This is a genomic window from Hymenobacter sp. 102 (genome assembly GCF_049949205.1).
Lineage (GTDB): Bacteria > Bacteroidota > Bacteroidia > Cytophagales > Hymenobacteraceae > Hymenobacter.
Window position 1 is genome coordinate 2,853,370 of sequence record NZ_CP188172.1, and the last position, 20,559, is coordinate 2,873,928.

The 20,559-nt window shown below is 59.6% G+C and carries 13 protein-coding genes; 12 read left to right on the top strand and 1 reads right to left on the bottom strand.

Annotation, left to right across the window (positions count from 1 at the left end; genetic code table 11):
* The first annotated feature begins 89 nt into the window (after positions 1-89).
* Positions 90-1,937 carry an alpha-amylase family glycosyl hydrolase gene (locus tag ACN19L_RS12220; protein WP_426489782.1) on the top strand — a complete coding sequence of 616 codons (1,848 nt, stop codon included), beginning with the start codon at positions 90-92 and terminating at the stop codon, positions 1,935-1,937.
* 94 nt (positions 1,938-2,031) lie between these two features.
* Positions 2,032-3,444 (top strand): MFS transporter, encoded by a 1,413-nt coding sequence (locus tag ACN19L_RS12225; protein ID WP_426489783.1) that lies wholly within the window; start codon positions 2,032-2,034, stop codon positions 3,442-3,444.
* Positions 3,445-3,523: 79 nt separating this feature from the next.
* Here ACN19L_RS12225 and ACN19L_RS12230 read toward each other — a convergent pair whose 3' ends face one another.
* Positions 3,524-3,931, bottom strand: coding sequence for a hypothetical protein (locus ACN19L_RS12230; RefSeq protein ID WP_426489784.1), 408 nt, complete (start codon positions 3,929-3,931; stop codon positions 3,524-3,526).
* 289 nt (positions 3,932-4,220) lie between these two features.
* On the opposite strand from ACN19L_RS12230, the gene ACN19L_RS12235 reads away from it, so the two are divergent.
* The 10 genes from ACN19L_RS12235 to ACN19L_RS12280 all read left to right on the top strand — a co-directional run bounded on the left by ACN19L_RS12235 (position 4,221) and on the right by ACN19L_RS12280 (position 20,529).
* Positions 4,221-7,259: a M16 family metallopeptidase gene (locus tag ACN19L_RS12235; RefSeq protein WP_426489785.1), complete on the top strand. Its 3,039-nt coding sequence runs from the start codon at positions 4,221-4,223 to the stop codon at positions 7,257-7,259.
* A gap of 223 nt (positions 7,260-7,482) precedes the next feature.
* A complete protein-coding gene (locus tag ACN19L_RS12240; RefSeq protein ID WP_426489786.1) occupies positions 7,483-10,932 on the top strand; it encodes a DUF4175 family protein in 3,450 nt (1,149 codons plus the stop codon).
* A gap of 50 nt (positions 10,933-10,982) precedes the next feature.
* Positions 10,983-11,444, top strand: a complete 462-nt coding sequence (locus tag ACN19L_RS12245; RefSeq protein WP_426489787.1) for an ATP-binding protein — start codon at positions 10,983-10,985, stop codon at positions 11,442-11,444.
* 21 nt (positions 11,445-11,465) lie between these two features.
* Positions 11,466-11,951, top strand: coding sequence for an rRNA maturation RNase YbeY (gene ybeY, locus ACN19L_RS12250; RefSeq protein ID WP_426489788.1), 486 nt, complete (start codon positions 11,466-11,468; stop codon positions 11,949-11,951).
* A gap of 199 nt (positions 11,952-12,150) precedes the next feature.
* Positions 12,151-12,879: a GNAT family N-acetyltransferase gene (locus ACN19L_RS12255; RefSeq protein ID WP_426489789.1), complete on the top strand. Its 729-nt coding sequence runs from the start codon at positions 12,151-12,153 to the stop codon at positions 12,877-12,879.
* 256 nt (positions 12,880-13,135) lie between these two features.
* Complete coding sequence (mnmG, locus tag ACN19L_RS12260; RefSeq protein WP_426489790.1) at positions 13,136-15,004, top strand: tRNA uridine-5-carboxymethylaminomethyl(34) synthesis enzyme MnmG; 1,869 nt, start codon at positions 13,136-13,138, stop codon at positions 15,002-15,004.
* Positions 15,005-15,263: 259 nt separating this feature from the next.
* On the top strand, positions 15,264-16,166 hold the full coding sequence (locus ACN19L_RS12265; protein ID WP_426489791.1) for a class I SAM-dependent methyltransferase: 903 nt from the start codon (positions 15,264-15,266) through the stop codon (positions 16,164-16,166).
* 199 nt (positions 16,167-16,365) lie between these two features.
* Positions 16,366-18,003: an Ig-like domain-containing protein gene (locus ACN19L_RS12270; RefSeq protein ID WP_426489792.1), complete on the top strand. Its 1,638-nt coding sequence runs from the start codon at positions 16,366-16,368 to the stop codon at positions 18,001-18,003.
* A gap of 1,359 nt (positions 18,004-19,362) precedes the next feature.
* Positions 19,363-19,854 (top strand): DUF4385 domain-containing protein, encoded by a 492-nt coding sequence (locus ACN19L_RS12275; protein WP_426489793.1) that lies wholly within the window; start codon positions 19,363-19,365, stop codon positions 19,852-19,854.
* A gap of 192 nt (positions 19,855-20,046) precedes the next feature.
* Positions 20,047-20,529 (top strand): hypothetical protein, encoded by a 483-nt coding sequence (locus tag ACN19L_RS12280; protein ID WP_426489794.1) that lies wholly within the window; start codon positions 20,047-20,049, stop codon positions 20,527-20,529.
* The last annotated feature ends 30 nt before the right edge of the window (positions 20,530-20,559 follow it).

Here is a 20,559-nt window from a genome sequence, read left to right on the forward strand (position 1 = left end):
CATATCCGGATGCTTGCACACTATAAAAGGAAGGATTGCTTCGCTCCGCTCGCAATGACAACTCAACCAAACGCCTATCTTGTTTGCCGATGAAATATCCTTTCCTGCCAGCCGCCGCTTGTGCGCTGGGGCTGGCCGCCTTCGGGCTTTCTTCCTTCACTTTGCAACCTCCCGCTTCCGTGGCCGAAACCGTGTATTCTTCGGACCCCAATACCACCGACGAGCAGCCCCAGGATCATAAGCTGGTGATTTACCAGATGATGACCCGCCTGTTCGGCAACAAAACCGCCGTGAACAAGCCCTACGGCACGCTCCAGGAAAACGGCGTAGGCAAGTTCAACGACATTACCACGCCCGCCCTCCAGGCCATCAAAAAGCTGGGGGCTTCGCACGTGTGGTACACCGGCGTGATTGAGCACGCCACCATGACGGACTACACCAAGCAGGGTATTGCCCTGGATGATGCCGACGTGGTGAAAGGCCGCGCCGGCTCGCCCTACGCCATCAAGGATTACTACGACGTGAACCCCGACCTGGCCGTAGACGTGAAGAACCGTATGCGGGAGTTCGAGGCCCTGGTGAAACGCACCCACGACAATGGCCTGAAAGTCATCATCGACTTCGTGCCCAACCACGTGGCCCGCACTTACAAGTCGGATGCCCACCCGGCGGGCGTGGCCGATTTGGGGGAGAAGGACGACAAAACCGTGGCCTTTGCGCCCAACAACAACTTCTACTACCTGCCGGGCAAACCCTTCGTGGTACCGGCCGGCTACAACCCGCTGGGCGCGCTGAAAGGCCCCCGCGAGGACGGCAAATTCCAGGAAAACCCGGCCAAGGCCACCGGCAACGACGTGTTTTCGGAAGCGCCCAAGGTGGACGACTGGTTTGAAACCATCAAGCTCAACTACGGCGTCGATTACCAGAACGGCCGCAAAAAACACTTCGAGCCCACGCCTGATACCTGGCTGAAGATGCGTGACATCCTCATCTTCTGGGCCAAGAAAGACGTGGACGGCTTCCGCTGCGACATGGCCGAGATGGTGCCGGTGGAGTTCTGGGCCTGGGTGATTCCGGAGCTGAAAAAGGTAAATCCCCAACTCGTGTTCATTGGCGAGGCCTACGACGCCAAGACGTACAAGATGTACATCGAGCAGGGCCACTTCGACTACCTCTACGACAAGGTGGGCCTCTACGACGGCCTGCGCCGCCTGATGCGCGGCGAGGGCACCACCGAGGATATTACCCGGGTATGGAAGGAGGAAAGCCGGGGCTTCTCGGGGCACATGCTGCGCTTCCTGGAAAACCACGATGAGCAGCGCATTGCCAGCAAGGACTTTGCCGGCAACCCCCGCGCCGCCATTCCGGCCATGACGGTTTCGGCTACGCTGGGCACCGGCCCAGTGATGCTGTATTTCGGGCAGGATGTGGGCGAGCCGGCTCACGGCTCGGAAGGATTCTCGGGCGAGGATGGCCGCACCACCATTTTTGACTACTGGGGCGTGCCCGAGCACCAGAAATGGATGAACGGCGGCAAGTTCGACGGGGGTAAGCTCGGCCCCGAGCAGCGCCAGCTCCACGACTTCTACGCCCGCCTGCTCACGCTCACCAGCCAGAGCGACGCCATCCGCCGCGGCCGCTTCTACGAGCTACAGGACGCCAACAACCTCGACGCGCAGTACAACCAGCGTCAGCTCTACACCTACGTGCGCTACACCGACAAGCAGAAGCTGCTCATCGTGGTGAACTTCAGCCCCGATAAAACCTATAAGCCTACCCTGCGGATTCCGCCGAACGTGATGCAGCTCATGGGCCTCAACCCCCAGCAGTTCTACACCTACTCGGAACTGCTCAGCCAGGCCCCGGCCGTGCAAACCCTCAACCTCACGCTGGCCCCCCAAAGCGCCTACATCTTCGAAATCAACCCCAAAAAATAGTGCTTAGTTGGTGGTGCTTAGTGCCTGGTTATTGCCAGAACGGCCTAAGCACTAGGCACTAAGCACTAAACTCTTCTTCCCTAATTCCCACAATATGGCAACCAGCGTAGCAGCCGCCCCCCCCGGCATTGAGAATAAACCCCGCCTCAGCTTCTGGCAGATCTGGAACATGAGCTTTGGCTTCCTGGGCATCCAGTTCGGCTTTGCCCTGCAGAACGCCAACGTGAGCCGCATTTTTGAAACGCTGGGCGGCACTGAAATAGCCCTGTACTGGCTGGCGGCCCCGCTCACGGGTATGCTGGTGCAGCCCATTATCGGCTATATGTCGGACCGGACGTGGAGCCCCACGCTGGGCCGGCGGCGGCCGTTCTTCCTGGTGGGGGCTATTCTGGCCTCGCTGGCGCTGCTGATTATGCCCAACGTATCGGCTCTGTGGATGGCCGTGGGCATGCTCTGGATTATGGACTCGAGCATCAACATCAGCATGGAGCCGTTCCGGGCCCTGGTGGGCGACCTGCTGCCCGGCGACCAGCGCACCACCGGCTTTGCCGCCCAAACCTTCTTCATTGGGGTAGGGGCCGTAGTAGCCTCCATGCTGCCCTGGATGTTTACTAACTGGTTCGGTATCAGTAATACAGCTCCGGCCGGCCAGATTCCGCCTTCGGTGAAGTACTCGTTCTACATCGGCGGCATTGCCTTCTTCACGGCCGTGCTCTGGACGGTGCTGACTACCAAAGAGTATCCCCCGGCCGACATGGCCGAGTTTGAGGCCGAAAAACGCCGCACGGCGGGCTTCTGGAACGGCATCCGCGAGTCGTTTGCCGGTATCTTCCACATGCCCAAAACCATGGCCCAGTTGGCCATTGTGCAGTTTTTCAGCTGGCTGGCTTTGTTTTCGATGTGGATTTACACTACCCCGGCCGTCACCAGCCACATCTACCACACCACCGACGCCACCTCCAAAATCTATAACGAAGGGGCCGACTGGGTGGGCGTGTGCTTTGCCGTGTACAACGGCGTTTCGGCCGTGGCGGCTTTGCTGCTGCCCGTTATTGCCCGCGCTACCAGCCGCCGCCTCACCCACCTCATCTGCCTCACGCTGGGTGGCCTGGGCCTGATTTCCATCTTCTTCATTCAGGACCCCAAGATGCTGCTGGTGTCTATGGTGGGCGTTGGGTTTGCCTGGGCTTCCATTCTGAGTGTGCCCTACGCCATGCTGGCCGGGGCCCTGCCCGCCAACAAAATGGGTTACTACATGGGCGTGTTCAACTTCTTTATTGTAATTCCACAGGTAGTAGCGGGCCTGATTCTGGGCTTCTTCACCAAGTCGGTATTCGGCGGCGAATCGGTGTACACGCTCATGCTGGGTGGTGTTTCTATGATTATCTCGGGCCTGCTGACCCTGCGCGTGCACGACGCTGATGAACTGCGCCTGCCAGCCGATGCCACCCTGCAAACCAGCTCGCCGGCTTACGATACTACCATTGAAGCTGATCCGCGCGTGTGATTCCGTGACTACCCGTAAGCCAGACGCCCCGCCGTACCACGTGGTACGGCGGGGCGTCTGGCTTACGGCAAATCCGGAGTTACCCGTGTTGCAGCCACTGTTGGGCCGGAAGTTCTTCGGTGAATACCTGCAGCCGGGTGCTGTTGCTTGGGTCGTGGTCGAACTCGGCAAGGCGGGGGCGCAGGATATCGGCGTGGTAGGGAGTAGTAAAATAGGCGATGCGCCGTGTTACGCCGGGTAAAGCCGCTTTGAAAGCCACCCTGAAGTCCTCCAACACCCACCGCAGGTCCACAGGATCGGCCAGCCCCCGGCTGCGCAGGTCGATCAGCCAGCGGCCTGCCTGCTCCTGCCGGGCTAGTTCCAGGGCTACCTGATAGCCCTCCCGGTGCTCCTCGGAAGTAGCCGGCCGCGTCCAGCGCAGAAACAGCAGCTGCAGGTCGGGCCGATAGGAGAGGCGCAGGTAGTCGAGGGTAGGCAGTGCGGACATAAGACAGGCAGGCAAAGGTACGCTTCTTTTGACCGGGAGGATGCAGCAAAGCTGCAATAAGTACATGAAATGAGCATGAAGCGGCCGGGTGCAACCCACCGCGTTTCCCTTGGTCAATAGCCTATAAAGCCCAACCACCCTCCGCACCCGTTGGCGGTTGGTTTTCGGGCTTTGACGGTTGAAACTATCCGGTTGGTTGGAACCCGGCCGCTTCGACCGGGGGCAATTGCCTTTCGGCGCGTACCTTCCGGTTCCATTTTTCTCATTCCGTATTTCCTTATCCACCGCAATGACCCGCAATCAACTGTTGCTGCTGGGCCTGGGTGCTTCGCTGGCGATGCAACCGGCCGCGGCCCAGCAAAAAACCACCAAGCCTGCCACCGTTACCAAAGCCCCCACGGCCACGGCCGGCGGCGCCCGTCTGGTAGAAAAAATCACCCGTAAACCCGGCGAGCTGGTAATTCCCTACGAGAAATACGTGCTGCCCAATGGCCTCACCCTCATCGTAGCCGAAGACCACTCCGACCCGCTGGTGCACGTGGACGTGACCTACCACGTGGGTTCGGCCCGGGAGCAGATTGGCAAATCGGGCTTCGCGCACTTCTTTGAGCACATGATGTTCCAGGGCTCCGACCACGTAGCCGACGAGCAGCACTTCAAAACGGTTTCGGCCGCGGGCGGTACCCTCAACGGCAGCACCAACCGGGACCGGACCAACTACTTCGAAACCGTACCCAGCAACCAGCTCGAAACCGCGCTGTGGCTGGAGGCCGACCGCATGGGCTTCCTGCTGGACGCCGTGACCCAGCCCAAGTTCGAGAACCAGCGCTCCACCGTGAAAAACGAGCGGGGCCAGAACTACGACAACCGGCCCTACGGCCTGGCTTCCGAAAACGTGAGCCGCACGCTGTACCCCTACGGCCACCCCTACAGCTGGCTTACCATCGGCTACCTCGAAGACCTGGACCGTTCCGATGTGAACGACCTCAAGAACTTCTTCCTGCGCTGGTACGGCCCCAACAACGCTACCCTCACGGTGGGTGGTGATGTGAAGCCGGCTGAGGTGGTGAAGATGGTGGAGAAGTACTTCGGCCCCATTGCCAAAGGCCCCGCCGTAGCCGCCCAGAAGCTGCCCGCCCCCAAGCTCACTCAGGACCGGTACGTGAGCTACAAGGACAACGTGCGCTTCCCCATGCTGCAGGTGGTGTTCCCGACGGTGCCCAGCGGCCACCCCGATGAGTTTGCCCTGGATGCCCTGGCCGATATCATCGGCAGCGGTAAGAACTCCCTGCTGTATAAAAACCTCACCAAAACCCAGCAGGCGGTACAGGCCCAGGCCTACAACAGCACCTCCGAGCTGGCTGGCGAGTTCACCATCGTAACCTTGCCCTTCCCCGGCAAAGGCCTCGACTCGCTGGAGCTGAAGGTGCGCAACACCCTGAAGGAGTTTGAGCGCACCGGCGCTACCGCCGAGCAGGTGGCCCGCTACAAAGCCAGCACCGAAGCCCAGATGGTGAACGGCCTAGCCAGCGTGCAGGGCAAAGTAAGCCAGCTGGCCGCCAACCAAACGTACTTCGGCAACCCCAACCGCCTGCCCCTGGAGCTGAAGGAGCTGCGCGCCGTAACCCCCGCCGACGTAAACCGGGTGTACAACACCTACATCAAAGGCAAAGGCGCCGTGGTGCTGAGCGTAGTGCCCAAGAACGGCAGCGTACAGCCTGCTAAGGCCGATAACTTTACCGTATCGAAGGACGGATATAAGGCTCCCGACTACGGCTATGAGGGCCTGAAGTACGTGAAGCCCACCGATACCTTCGACCGGAGCAAGCAGCCCGCCGCCGGGGCCAACCCCGTGGTGCAAGTACCCGCCGTGTGGCAGGCTTCCCTGGGTAACGGCCTGCGCCTGATGGGCACCCGCAATGCCGAAATTCCGACCGTGACCATGCTGCTCACCATCCGGGGCGGCCACCGCCTGGAGCAGGCCATGCCTAACAAAGCGGGTATTTCCTCGCTCACGGCGGCCATGATGAACGAAGGCACCCAGAAGTACACCGGCGAGCAGTTCAGCTCGGAGCTGGAGAAACTGGGCAGCGCCATCCGGGTAAGCACCGGCGACGATAACACCACGGTGTACGTGCAGAGTCTGACCAAAAACCTGCCCGCCACCATGAAGCTGCTGGAGGAGCGCCTGCTGCACCCCCGCTTCGATGAGGCCGACTTCGCGCGCATCAAGAAGCAGACGCTGGAAGGCATTGCCAACCAGAGCACCCAGCCGGTAATGATTGCCGACAAAACGTTTGCCCGCCTCGTGTACGGTGCCGGCGACATCATGCAGACCCCCGGCAGCGGCACCACGGCCACGGTAACCGGCCTCACGCTCGACGACGTGAAGCAGTTCTACCAGCAGTACTACGCCCCCAATGTGAGCTACCTGGTAGCCGTGGGCGACGTAGATCAGGCTACCCTCACCAATCAGGTGGGCTTCCTGAAAGGCTGGCAGCAGAAGCAGGTGAGCCTGCCCGCCGGCATGGCCACCACCCAGCCCGATAAAACCCGCATCTACTTTGTGAACAAGGACGGGGCGGCTCAGTCGGAAATCCGCATTGGCTACCTCACCCCGCTCACCTACGATGCCACCGGCGACTATTACCGCGCCTACCTGAGCAACTACTTGCTGGGCGGGGCCTTCAACTCCCGCATCAACCTGAACCTGCGCGAGGACAAAGGCTACACCTACGGGGCCCGCTCGGGCTTCCAGGGCACCCGTTACGTGGGCCCCTACACTGCCCAGGCCGGCGTGCGCGCCGATGCTACGGCAGCCTCGGTGAAGGAGTTCATGAAGGAAATTCAGGGCTACCGCAACGGCATTACCGATGAGGAGCTGCAGTTCCTGCAGGCCTCGGTGGGCCAGAGCGACGCGCTGCGCTACGAAACCGGCCAGCAGAAGGCCCTGTTCCTGAGCCGCCTGCTGGAGTATGACCTGCCCACCACCTACGTGCAGCAGCAGAGCGACATTCTGAAAAACCTGAAGAAGGAGGACGTACAGGGCATTGCCCAGAAATACCTGCCCGCCGACAACATGTACATTGTGGTAGTGGGCGACCGGGCTAAATCCTTCCCCGGCCTCTCGGAACTGGGCTATGAGGTAGTGGAACTGGACATGGATGGTAACCGCGTAGCTACTGCTGCTGCTGCGCCCGCTGCCCCGGCCCCCACTTCTACCCTCACGCCTCCCATGGAAACCGAGAAAATGAAGGTAAAAACCAAGGACGCCGACGGTAAGAAAGAGAAGCGCAAGTCCAAGAAAGACAAGGAGGATGCCAAGTAGGCTATTATTCCTATTCTGAATACCCCGGGCCCGATTCCAGCTGGAATCGGGCCCGGAACGTTTTTACGGCAGCAGAGCTTCCCCCGCCACCGGCACACGCTTCCGGACAAAAGGCAGAAACGGCCCATGGACACGTTTCCGATAGTACCAACCCCGGGAACCTCTTGCGCGCCTCTGCGTGTAGCCTGTATGCCGCCGTCGGGCTGAAATCCGTATCTTTCCCATGCCCGGATTAGGCGGCACTCTTATGGTAGTGGAGAAAGACCCCGCAACGACCCGGGCCCTGGACGACGTACTGGCCCGCCTCGACGCGTTTAAGCGTAAGTTTTACCTGAGCCTGTTGGTGCGCGGCCTCGTGGTGGCCGGCGGCCTCGTACTCAGCCTGTTTCTGGTATTCAACCTGCTCGAATACTTCCTGTACCTGCCCACCTGGGTGCGGGCCGGGCTGTTGTTCGGGTTTGTAGGCGGCTTGCTTTACGCTTTCGGGCGCTGGATCTGGCAGCCCCTGGCGGCCCTCACCAACCTGCGCCGCATGCTTTCCGATGAGCAGGCCGCCAAGCGGGTAGGGGAGCTGTTTCCGGAGGTACAGGACAAGCTCCTGAACGCGTTGCAGCTGCGCGGGCAGGCCCAGGAAAACGCTCTGCTGGCGGCCAGCCTGGAGCAGCGTGCCGGGCAGCTGCGCGGTGTGGAGTTCAGCCAGGGCATCAACATTCAGGCCCAGACCAAGCCGCTGTGGAAGTACGTAGCCATACCCGCCGCCGTGGTGGTGCTACTGCTGCTGGTGTATCCCAGCCTGTTTGTGCAGGGCACCGAGCGGATTCTGCACTACGACCGAAAGTACAGCCGCCCCGCTCCGTTCAAATTTGTGGTGGAGAACAAGCAGCTCACGGCTTTCAAAGGCGAAGATTTCACCTTGAACGTGACGGTGGAAGGGGAGGCCCTGCCCAACGAAATCAGCATCGAGTACGAGGGCAAGCAGCGCCATCTGGTGCGCGAGGCGGGCAACCGGTTCCGCTTCGATTTTCGCCAGTTGCGCCGAAGTGTGCCGTTTCAGTTGTCGGCGGCTGGCTTCTCGTCCGCTGAGTACAATCTGAACGTGAAGGAGCGGCCCAACCTGCGCGACTTTGCTGTGCGGGTTTCCTACCCGGCCTACCTGGGTAAGCCCGCCGAAACCATCCGCAACACCGGCAACCTCACCGTACCCGAGGGCTCCGACCTGCGCTGGGAGTTCCAGACCGAAGCCACCGACCAGCTCCAGCTCAAATTCCGCAACCCCAATGAAACCCTGACTGCCACGCCCGACGACGAACAGTTCCTGCTCAGCCGCCGGGCCCTGCGCAGCCAGTCGTACTCGGTGCACCTGCGCAACGCCGTAAGCCCCAACCGGGACCCGATTGAGTACCAGATAACCGTAATTCCAGACCAGACGCCGGAAGTAGCCTTGGAGAGCTTCCAGGATACCACTTCCCAGCGCTACTTGGCCCTGGGCGGCACTATTCGCGACGACTACGGCTTCTCGCGCCTGCAGCTGCACTACCGGGTGTTGAGCAAGGGTCGGCCCAACGCGGCGTACCAGGCCAAAGCCCTGCCCCTGGGCAGCGGCCCCAGCCAGAGCTACGCCTACCAGTGGGACACCCGCGCCCTGAATCTGCGCCCCGGCGACCGGCTGGAGTACTTCGTGCAGGCCTGGGACAACGACGGCGTGCACGGCCCCAAAGCCGGCCGCAGCCGCACCGCCGAGTTCCGCCTGCCCAGCCGCGCCGAGCAGCGCCAGCAGCTGGCCTCCCAGAGCCAGGCCGTGCAGAGTCAGCTCAGCCAGGCGGCCCAGCAAAGCAAGAAAATGGAGCGGGAGCTAGCTAAGGCCGAGGACAAGCTGAAGGTGAAGCGCGACCTGAACTTTCAGGACCGTAAGCAGCTCAAGGATATGCTGGACCAGAAGCAGCAGATGGACCAGGCCCTGGACGAGCTGAAGCGGCAGTTTGAGCAGCTCCAGGACCAGCAAAACCAGCTGGACCCGCAGAAGAACGAGCAGCTGGCCGAGAAAGCCAAGGAGCTGCAGAAACTGATGGAAACCCTGCTGGACCCCGAAACCAAGAAGCTCTACGAGGAACTGCAGAAGCTGCTGGACCAGCAGAAGGACCAGAACCAGCCCGATATGCAGAAACTGCTGCAGCAGCTGGAGAACAAGGAAAACACCTTGCAGAAGGAGCTGGAGCGCGCCCTCGAAATGTTCAAGCAGCTGCAGTTTGAGCAGAAGCAGGACCAGGCCCTGGAAAAGCTGCAGCAGCTGGCTCAGGAGCAGCAGAAGCTGGCCGAGGAAACCCAGAAAAACGATAAGAACAATCCGGAGAATAAACTCTCCAACGACCAACAAAAAACCAAAAACGAACAACTAAAAACCAACCAGGCCGAGCAGCAGCAGAAGTTCGACGAGCTGAAGCAGGACCTCAAGGACATGAAGGAGCTGGACCAGCAGCTCGACGGCCAGAACGGGGCCGACGAGATGAAGCAGGACCAGCAGCAGGTAGATGAGCAGCAGCAGCAAAGCCAGGAGCAGCTGAGCAAAAACCAGAACCAGAAAGCCAGCCAGAGCCAGCAGCAGGCCGCCCGTCAACTGCAGCAGATGGCCCAGAAGATGCAGCAGCAAATGGACCAGGAAGAATCGGACCAGCAGCAGCAGAACATCGACGACCTGCGCGACATCCTGGAAAACCTGCTCAAGCTCAGCTTCGACCAGGAAAACCTGATGAAGCAGTTCCGGCAGGTAGACCAGCAGGACCCGCGCTTTGTGCAGCTCGGCCAGACCCAGCGCAAGCTCAAGGACGACGCCCGTGTGGTGCAGGACTCGCTGTATGCCCTGGCCAAGCGCGTGTTTCAGATCAAGAGCTTCGTGACCCGGGAAGTGGGCGAGATGAACGGCCGCATGGATGAAAGCCTCGACCAGATCCGGCAGCGCAACGTGGGCCGGGCTACCAACTCCCAGCAGCTGGCCATGACCAGCATGAACAACCTGGCCCTGATGCTCAATGATGCCCTGCAGCAGATGCAGCAGCAGCAGCGCGAAAGTCAGCAGCAGCAACAGCAGCAGGGCGGAGGCAAACCAGGCCGCAAAAAGAAGAAAGGCAGCAGTGCGGGCGAGGGCCAGTTGGGCCGTATGCAGCAGCAGCTCAACCAGCAGATTCAGCAGCTCCAGCAGAGCGGTAAAACCGGCCGGGCCCTCTCGGAGGAGCTGGCCAAGCTGGCCGGGCAGCAGCAAATGCTGCGGCAGGCCATGCAGGAGCTGGAGCGCCTCCAGCAGAAAGGCGGGGGCAAGCCTGGCTCCAACAAAGACGGCCAGGGCCAGGACGGAGCCGGCGGCCTCGGTGACGTGAAAAAAATGATGGAACAAACCGAAACCGACCTCGTAAATAAGCGGCTGACGGAGCAGACTGTTATGCGCCAGCGCCAAATCCTCACCCGTTTGCTGGAAGCCGAGAAATCGGCCCGGGAACGGGACCAGGAGGAAAAGCGGGAAGCCCAGACAGCCCAAACCCGCCCTCCGGTATTTCCGCCGGCGTTTCAACAATATAAACGCCAGCAAAACCGGCAAACGGAGATGCTTCGGAGCGTACCGCCGACTCTCACTCCGTACTATCAGCGCGAGGTGAGTGAATATTTTCAAAAAATGAAATAGCGTTCCGCTAATTTTACCCCCTTACCCGCTGCCCCCTTCTTTTCCCTTTTATGAAGCAGGTCAAAATTCAGATTCCTTCCCTTGTTGAGAATATCCGCGTTGTCGAAAGCTTTATCGATAATTCCAAGGATACCTTTCACATCGACGACGACATTTACGGCAATATTATGGTAGCCGTAACCGAAGCCGTCAACAATGCCATTCGGCACGGTAACAAGTTCGATAAGGACAAGAATGTGTTCCTGTCGTTGTTTGTGGAGCCGGACCGGGTGAAGTTTGAAATTGAGGACGAAGGCACCGGTTTCGACTATACCAACCTTTCAGACCCCACGGCCCCCGAAAACCTGGAGAATCCTGGTGGCCGGGGCATCTTCCTCATTCGTCACCTGGCCGATGAGGTAGAGTTCCAGAAGGATGGCCGCCACGTGCAGCTCACGTTCATGCTCCCTTCTCCTTCAGCCACTGAAACCGAGCAGAGTTCAGCCATCAGCGGTACAGCCTCGGCCCACTAATTCTATTTTCAGTTTGCCAGCATGAGCGACCTGCCTACCGAGCACAACGAGTTTGAGGACCAGGATGACTTCGACCGTGAAAGCCACGGCATCGAGTTCATGGTGGAAGACGTGGAATTTGAGCTGGCCGATGCGCAGGACTTAACTTCCTGGATTGAGCGGGTAGCCGAGGTGCACGAGCACGAAATCGTGCAGCTCACGTATATCTTCTGCTCCGACGAATACCTGCACAAGGTAAACGTGGAGTACCTCGACCACGACACGTACACCGACGTCATCACCTTCGATAACGCCGACGACGCCGACATCATTGAAGGTGACATCTTTATTTCGGTGGAGCGGGTGCGCGACAATGCTGTTATCCACGGCGTCAGCTTCCGCGACGAGCTGCACCGCGTGATGATTCATGGCGTACTGCACCTGCTGGGCTACGCTGATAAAGACCTGCTCAGCCAGACTGCCATGCGCAAGAAAGAGGACGACTGCCTATTGCTGCGCACGTTTTAAGCTACGCTACCCTGATAAATGAAAACGCCCACCTTCCGGTGGGCGTTTTTTATTGAATAATGAGGTGATAAACAAAGAACGTCATGCTGAGCGAAGGCAAAGCATCTTTACCTCTGGCTTATTCAATCGTACAGGCGAAGCGGTAGAGATGCTTCGTCTTCGCTCAGCATGACGTTCTTTGTACCACGGCTATTTCGCTATGTCTGCTACACCTTCCCAACATCCGGTTCTGCGGGGCGACGCACTGGACTATTATTTGGCTCAAGGCTATTACCGCATGCAGCAGGATCTGTTTACCTGCCGGTTTCTGCCCGTTGATGGGGAGTTGTACACCGTGCATTGGTTGCGGTTGGTGCTCCCCCAGGTGCAGCTAGGCCCGGAGCAGCGCCGGCTGCTGCGCCTCAATGAGCAGTTTGAAGTGCACATCCGGCCGTTTGAGCTGCGGGCGGAATATGAGGAGTTATACGCCCGCTACCGGACCTCTATTACCTTCGACGCGCCGCCTACCATCGAATCTTTTTTGCTGGGCGGGGCCAGCCACAACGTATTCACCACCAGCGTACTGGAAGTGCGCGACGGGGAGCAGCTCATTGCCGCGGGTATTTTTGATAGTGGCCTGCGCACCCTGGCCGGCATTATGAACTTCTACGACCCCGTGTACCGCCGCCACAGCCTGGGCAAGTACCTGATGCTACTGAAGCTGCAGGTAGCGCAGCGCCAGCAGATGTTCTATTACTACCCCGGCTACCTGGTGCATGGCTACCCCAAATTCGACTACAAGCTGTTCCCCGACCGACAAGCCACGGAGGTATTTGACTGTACCACCGGGTTGTGGGAGCCGTTTTCCTGGGAGGCCGTGGCCCGGCACTCGGCGGAGCTACTGGCCACTTACCCGGATGAGGAGGCCGAGGTAGAGAATCTGGAGTAAACCCGCAGACCGCAAAAAACGGTGAAGTGCGTATCTTTGTGCACGTTTTGAGCGTGTTGCGTCCGACTTTCTGAAGTTGATTTCCTGAGGAAGCGCCCGCCCATACGCGGGCGTTCTTGGTTTAGCTGATGCGGCGAACTTTCTGGTTTGCGGCCTCTGTTTGCCTCAGACGCCCAAGGAAATGTGCGGCCCGCAATGCTGTTCCGGTGCCGGAAAAAGCCGCTCAATCCGCCCCAATCGTTTAAATCCGCAGTTCATGTTTCAGCAAGAAGAGTACGACGTAATAGTAGTAGGAGCCGGCCACGCCGGGTGTGAAGCGGCCGCCGCGGCTGCCAACATGGGCTCCAAGGTGCTGCTCGTGACAATGAACATGAACACCATCGCGCAGATGTCGTGCAACCCGGCTATGGGCGGGGTGGCTAAAGGGCAGATTGTTCGCGAGGTGGACGCGCTGGGCGGGCAGTCGGGCATCATCACCGACAAAACCATGATTCAGTTCCGGATGCTGAACCGCTCCAAAGGCCCCGCCATGTGGAGCCCCCGGGCCCAGTCGGACCGCATGCGCTTTGCCGAGGAGTGGCGCCTCACCCTGGAGCAAACCCTGAACGTAGATTTCTGGCAGGAAGCCGTAACCGGCATCCTGGTAGAAAACGACACGGTGGTAGGCGTGAAAACCCAGCTGGGTATTGAGTTCCGGGGCAAGGCGGTGGTACTCACCAACGGCACCTTCCTCAACGGCCTCATCCACATCGGCGAAAAGCAGTTTGGCGGGGGCCGCGCCGCCGAAAAGGGCAGCACGGGCATCACGGAGCAGCTAAAGGAGCTGGGCTTTGAGGCCGGCCGCATGAAAACCGGCACCCCGCCCCGCGTCGACGGCCGCTCCCTGGACTACTCCAAAATGGAGGAACAGCCTGGCGACGAGGTGCCCAGCAAATTCTCCTACCTCGATACGCCCGCGCTGGTGAAGCAGCGCCCCTGCTACATCACTTACACCAACCCAGAGGTGCACGAAATCCTGAAAGAGGGTTTCGAGAAGTCGCCGATGTTCCAGGGCCGCATCAAGGGCTTGGGGCCGCGCTACTGCCCGTCGGTGGAGGATAAAATCAACCGCTTCGCCGACAAGGACCGCCACCAGATTTTTGTGGAGCCCGAGGGCTGGAGCACGGTGGAAGTGTACGTGAACGGCTTTTCGAGCAGCCTGCCCGAGGACGTGCAGTACCGCGCCCTGCGCAAAATTGCCGGCTTCGAAAACGCCAAGATGTTCCGCCCCGGTTACGCCATTGAGTACGACTTCTTCCCGCCCACCCAGCTGCACCTCACGCTGGAAACCAAGCGTATCCAGAACCTGTACTTCGCGGGCCAGATTAACGGCACCACCGGCTACGAGGAGGCCGCCTGCCAGGGCCTGATGGCTGGCATCAACGCCCACAACCGGGTGCACGGCAAGGAGCCCTTTATCCTGAAGCGGAGCGAGGCCTACATCGGCGTGCTCATCGACGACCTGGTGAACAAAGGCACCGACGAGCCCTACCGCATGTTCACGAGCCGCGCCGAGCACCGCCTGCTGCTGCGCCAGGACAATGCCGACCTGCGCCTCACGCCCCTGGGCTACGAACTAGGTCTAGCCTCCGAGGAGCGCATGGAGCTGGTGCGCCAGAAGGAGCAGCAGACCCAAGAAGTAGCCAAGCTATTGAAGAACTTCGGCATCGAGCCCCAGGAAATTAATGGCTGGCTTACGGAAATTGGCTCGGCCACCATTCACGAAAAAACCCGGGCCGTGAACCTGCTGCGCCGCCCCGGCATCGATTTGGCCGCCCTGAGCCGGGTGCTACCTAGCCTTACGCTGGCCCTGGCCCCGTACCGCCCCGATGCGCTGGAGCAGGCCGAAATTCTGGTGAAGTACGAGGCCTACCTGGAGAAGGAGCACCAGCAGGCCGCCCGCGTGCAGGAGCTGGAAAACTTCGTGATTCAGGGCCGCCTCGACTACACCGCCATGCCCGCCCTCTCGCACGAAGCCCGCGAAAAGCTGCTCAAGATTCAGCCCGAAACCTTGGGCCAGGCCAGCCGCATCAGCGGCGTTTCGCCGGCCGACGTATCGGTGCTGATGGTGTACTTAGGGCGGTAGCCGCCCTGTCATCCTGAGCAACCAGCACGTCATTCCAAGCGGAGTCGAGGAATCTCGCGTGCTGATGTTGTGGTAGAAATCCTCCGTCAGCACGCAAGATTCCTCGACTCCGCTCGGAATGACGGTCTGTAAACCAAAGCGGCCGCAGAATCTTTCAGGTTCTGCGGCCGCTTTGGTTTCGTACTTTCGTGGTGCGCGTAACTATTACGGCTCCCTAACCGCCGGAATCAGCGCAATCAATATTAATCAGCGAGCATCTGTGATTTACGAGCGACTTGAGAAATGCCCGGTGTGCGGCAAAACCGAATTCCGCAACAAGCTAGTGGTGGAGGATAAGTCGGTGAGCAAGGAGAGCTTCGCCATTCAGCAGTGCGTGGCCTGCACGTTTCAGTTCACCAACCCCCGGCCCGACGAAGCCCACATCGGCCGCTATTACGAGTCGGACGAATACGTGTCGCACAACAGTGGGGCAGGGGGGGTAATTAACCAGGCGTATAAGGTGGCCCGGTTCTTCACCATGCGCCGCAAGGTAGCTTTGCTGAACAAGCGGGCCAAGAAGGGCCGGCTGCTGGACTACGGCTGCGGCACGGGGCACTTTCTGGCCGCCGCGAAGGGCAACGGCTGGCAGGTGGCGGGCTGGGAACCCAACGCCCGGGCCCGGGCCGAGGCCAGCCAGCGGGTGGGTCAGCCCATCGGGGTTGAAAGCCTGGTGCAGTTCCAGCCCGGCAGCTTCGATGCCATTACACTCTGGCACGTACTGGAACACGTTCATACCCTGAACGAAACCCTCGCTCAGCTCATCAGCTTGTTGAAGCCCGATGGCACCCTCATTATTGCCGTGCCCAACGTGGACAGCCTCGATGCCCAGCACTACCGCCAGGACTGGGCCGCCTACGATGTGCCGCGCCACCTCTACCATTTCACCCCCAAAACCATTACGCAGCTGCTCAAAAAGCACAAAATGCAGGTGGCGGAGGTGTTACCCATGCCCCTGGATGCCTACTACGTGAGCATGCTCAGCGAAAAGCACCGGGCCGAGCGGGGCGGCGGCATGCTCACGGTGCTGAAAGCCGGCTACAAATCCAACCAGTACGCCGCCCAGCATGAGGGCCAGTACAGTAGCTTGATTTACGTGGCTCACAAGCGCGGCACGGCAGGGTAGGGGAGAGGCCAACCGGCTACTACTGAATACACACCATTCCGGACTCCGGCCGAAACCGGCGGTACGCAGCTGCGTACCGCCGGTTTCGGTCGGGGTCCGGAATGACAGTTTTTAGCCGTTCCAGCGTTGGGGGTTGTACCTTCGGCTTCCGGATGATGGTACGCCGTATCCGGCCATTTTCCCGATCTGTTTTTCGCGTATGACCAACCCTGTTCGCGCTGGTATTGCTGGTATTCTTGTAGTGTGGGCCGCGGCAGCGGGCCTGAGCGGGTGCGCCGCCATCAGCTCGCCGGAAGGTGGGGTGCGCGACACCATTCCGCCCAAACTGGTGCGTAGCGTGCCCGCCAACGGCACCCGCAATTACCAGGGCCAATCGGTGCGGCTGGAGTTTTCGGAGCAGGTGCAGCTGAAGGACCTGGCCAAGAACCTGATTGTGGCCCCTATTATCGGCGACGATAATCCGTACAAAGTGCGGGAGGAACGCTCGGCCATCACGCTCACCTACGATAAGCCGCTGGCCGCCAATACCACTTATTCCTTCAACTTCGGCAACTCCATCAGCGACATTACCGAGAGCAACCCGGCGGCCAAGGCCATCGTCAGCTTCAGCACCGGCCCCGATCTGGACTCGGCTTCCGTGCGCGGCTCCGTGCAGGATGTGCTCAGCCAGCAGCCCGTAGAAAATGCCGTGGTTTTGCTGTACCCCGAGGCCGACACCTCCACCATCCGCCGGGGCCGGCCCACCTACCTGGCCCGCTCCGATAAGGGAGGCCGCTTCGAGCTGAACTACCTCAAGGCCGGCCGCTACCGCGCCTATGCTCTGCTGGATAAAAACAGCAATAACCGCTATGACGAGCCCGAGCGCATCGGCTACCTGCCCGACCTGCTCACCGTAGCCACCGGCCGCACCGACTCGCTGCGCTTCCTGCTGACCCGGCCCGATACCCGTCGCCCGCTCGTGACCACCCAGAAAACTGGTCCCACCGACTTCCGGGTGAGCTTCAACGAAGGCGTGCAGCAGGCTACGCTGGCCCCGCTGGGTAGCGCCGCTGCGCCGGCCGCCCTCAACGAGGCCGTTCAAATCACCGACAAGGGCCGCACGGCCGTGCTCTACCGCACCCCGGAACTGCAGGAAGGTCGCTTCCTGCTATCCTCCGCCGACAGCGCCGGCAACGTGGGCCGCGACACCATCAACGTGCGCTTTCAGGGCAACCCGCCCGCCAAGCGCGGCGCGGCCTACGCCGTGGAGGGCAGCCCCAGGGAAGTGTACCGTCAGGGGCAGGTGAAGTTCGTGTTCAATGAGCCCATTCGCCTCACACCCGGCAAACCCCTGGGCACTTTGCTGGAAGACTCCCTAAAACGCCGCCCCCTCATATTACCCGCCGATGGCAGCCTCAGCCCCGACCGCACTACGCTCAGCCTGAATCTGAACACCAACGCCCGTAAAACCGTCACGTTTCAGCTCGATAGCACGGTGGTGCGCAGCGTAACGGGGTTGCCGCTGGGCCTGAAGCCGCTGCGCCTCCGTGTGGTGGAGCAAACCAGCACCGGCACGCTCAGCGGCTCCATTCAAACGAAAGCCACCCGCTACTGGCTGCAGCTGCTTGATGCCAACGGCAACGTGGCCCTGATGCTGGACAGTCCCAAGGGCACTTACCGCTTCGATAACCTGCAGCCCGGCACCTACCGCCTGCGCGTGCTCCTTGATGCCAACGAGAATGGCCGCTGGGACGGTGGCGACCCGCAGCTGCAGCGCCCACCGGAACCCGTGTATCTGTTCCCTAAAACTATCCAGGTACGCTCCAACTTCGATAACGTCGAAACGCTGACGTTCTAGCGCCCTGGATTACCCAAAAGCAGCTGAGCCCGATTCTGAACCCGGAATCGGGCTTTTTTGCGCGCAACGACGAGAAGTAACGCCTGACTGAATAGCCGGAAAGCCCGCATGCCAAGGGTGCCCTGTGCAGCCTGGGCTACAGGGCAAGGATACGGAATAGGTAACAACCGGATTACTGTAGCTCGGTACGCGTGGCGCTCCATCTTTAACTCTGTACAGGGTTCCACCCGCTCTTCAGGTATGGACTGGTGCTTGCGGCGCCTTCAGTGGTACCAGGCTGGCTGGCGCCCCATCCTCTTTTGTTGCCAGCCGGCGCGCTCAAGGGAGCCTGCAAACCGTGTGCAATCATTGACGACCCACTGGTACCCGTAAAGTACAACTGGCTACTATATAGCTGAGCTACAATAAAGATATCCACATAGTAAAAACGACTTTCCAATCTGCTACGGCGTTTTCCTTCCTTTCTAAAACCGCAATCCACATAGTTTATCCACGTGAAAGCCCGCAATTCGCATAACCTGTGGATAATACTGGGGAAATCTGGGGATAACCCGTGGAGAACTTGCGGAAAAGTTTTTTTGGCTGACTGGTCCGTTTTAGCACCCCCTCGGCAGCGTCTAAAACCTGTGGATTAGGGTGGATAACTTTCCCCCGAAAATCCCACAATCCACACCTTGCTGTGCATGTGAATTGTGGATATGTGTCAAGTCGTGTGAATAGTTGAGAACTTACGTAACTCGTTGTAAATCAACCCAATGATATCCACATACCCTGTTGGTAGCCAGTGGATAACCTTGTTCTTGTACACATGTTACCCACGCCGTGGATAACCCTTGATTTTTATCCACTTATGAACAGCCCTAACGACAGGGATAAAAAGAGATTTTTAAATAAAAAGATTTTTAAAAGTTATTAACCTGTGGAAAAGCACACCCTCCGCTTCTTCGAAAGCCCGTTGCCGCTGGAAACCCGGAGTTGCCGTTGGATGCGCAACCCGTCCGGCAGATGCCGGCCAAACAGCGGCGCCAGCCCAGCAGCCGTTTATGTGACTTCGTGTCCCGGTACGCCTGCCCGGTAAACCGGCTCGGGTGCTGTTGATAAGCAAATGCACAAGTCCGCGCCTGAGGCAGGCGCAGCCGTTTTACTTCCGCATAATGTGTACTACGACGCGGGTACCGGAGCAACGGAGTCGGGGGAAACGCTCACGGGGCAGCAAACCGACAGGAGGTGTGTACAAGTCAGGTAGTTATCCACCAATAAGTGCCAGTTATCCACTCCGGCCGCTGCAAATACCGCAGAGCAAGGCAGCCTCTGGATTGAATCCGGCGTATAGCAACCGATCTGCTTCCTCTCCCACTTATGCCCTTCGACTACACCCTGGATTTTCGTACCGTGGACTTCCGCCGGCACCCCGAGCTGTACCGGGTAGGCAAAGGGGAGCAGGGTGTACTGCTGGTGCAGCCCTATAAAAGCGAGATTCTGCCCCACTGGCGCTTCCGTACGCCCGAGGTAGCCCGGGAGTCCTCAGAAAAGATTTACGGGCTGTTTAAGGCCTATTTACAGCAGCACGATTTTGTGGGGGCCGACATGGCCCGCAAGTTTCTGCAGATGGGATTCACCCGGGCCCGGCGCTACGCCAATCACAAGGGCGGCAAAAAGTACGACGGTCCGGTACCCGACGACAAAAAAGGCCAGAGCGGCAGCCACGGCCGCGCCGAACTGCCCCGCTCCCCCGAAGACCCCGAAAAGGCCGAAGCCGCCGCCATCTTTAAAGCCAAATGGGACGAGGCCAAGCATAACCCCGACTACCTGCAGCAGCGGGCTGAGTTTGAGGAGCGGTACGGCAAATAAGATGTCCATATTTCCTTGCTCGTTTTTGGTTCTTTGCCGCGGCTTATCCACCGCGTAAGGGATGCACAGTGCATACGTGCCGTATGCAACCACTGAAAACCGAACAACGGTAGAGCAGGCAACGGCAAACGAACCCCACAGACCCCTACCTTTACTTTTCCAGAATCAACCTCCTTTCACCATACATCGGCTATGCAGAACCCAGCTCAACCCTCCAGCACCGAAGAAAACGAAATCAGCCTCGGCGTAGGCATGGGCCCTCTCAAGTTCGGCGCTTCCATGGATGAAGTGCGCGCGCTAATGGGGGAACCCGAAGAAATTGAAGAGTCGGAAGAAGACGACGAGTTTGAACATCAGGCCTGGAACTACCTTGAAGAAGGCTACTCCCTGTACTTCGACCGGGAAGACGATTACCGCCTGAGCTGCATCGAGACGGACCACCCCGGCATGCGTCTCTACGGCGAGGCTATCCACGGCAAGAGCCCCCAGGAAATTCAGGACCTGATGAAGCGCCACGGCCACGAGCAAAGTGAAGTGGAAAAAATGGACACGGGCGAGATGCGCATCTCCTACGAAAAGGAAATGATTGACCTCTACTTCGATGAGGACGAACTACAGTTCGTCAACTTCGGGGTGTTCATCAACGACGAGATGGAGGTGCAGTGGCCCGCATAAACCAAAGTTATCCACATTTTGACCTGTTTT

Excerpts from the sequence above, each read along its gene's own strand:
- mnmG (WP_426489790.1), top strand. The coding sequence starts at position 13,136 with ATGTTTCAGCAAGAAGAGTACGACGTAATAGTAGTAGGAGCCGGCCAC.
- ACN19L_RS12240 (WP_426489786.1), top strand. The coding sequence starts at position 7,483 with ATGCCCGGATTAGGCGGCACTCTTATGGTAGTGGAGAAAGACCCCGCA.
- ACN19L_RS12270 (WP_426489792.1), top strand. The coding sequence starts at position 16,366 with ATGACCAACCCTGTTCGCGCTGGTATTGCTGGTATTCTTGTAGTGTGG.
- ACN19L_RS12235 (WP_426489785.1), top strand. The coding sequence starts at position 4,221 with ATGACCCGCAATCAACTGTTGCTGCTGGGCCTGGGTGCTTCGCTGGCG.
- ybeY (WP_426489788.1), top strand. The coding sequence starts at position 11,466 with ATGAGCGACCTGCCTACCGAGCACAACGAGTTTGAGGACCAGGATGAC.
- ACN19L_RS12280 (WP_426489794.1), top strand. The coding sequence starts at position 20,047 with ATGCAGAACCCAGCTCAACCCTCCAGCACCGAAGAAAACGAAATCAGC.
- ACN19L_RS12230 (WP_426489784.1), bottom strand. The coding sequence starts at position 3,931 with ATGTCCGCACTGCCTACCCTCGACTACCTGCGCCTCTCCTATCGGCCC.
- ACN19L_RS12245 (WP_426489787.1), top strand. The coding sequence starts at position 10,983 with ATGAAGCAGGTCAAAATTCAGATTCCTTCCCTTGTTGAGAATATCCGC.
- ACN19L_RS12275 (WP_426489793.1), top strand. The coding sequence starts at position 19,363 with ATGCCCTTCGACTACACCCTGGATTTTCGTACCGTGGACTTCCGCCGG.
- ACN19L_RS12225 (WP_426489783.1), top strand. The coding sequence starts at position 2,032 with ATGGCAACCAGCGTAGCAGCCGCCCCCCCCGGCATTGAGAATAAACCC.
- ACN19L_RS12255 (WP_426489789.1), top strand. The coding sequence starts at position 12,151 with ATGTCTGCTACACCTTCCCAACATCCGGTTCTGCGGGGCGACGCACTG.
- ACN19L_RS12220 (WP_426489782.1), top strand. The coding sequence starts at position 90 with ATGAAATATCCTTTCCTGCCAGCCGCCGCTTGTGCGCTGGGGCTGGCC.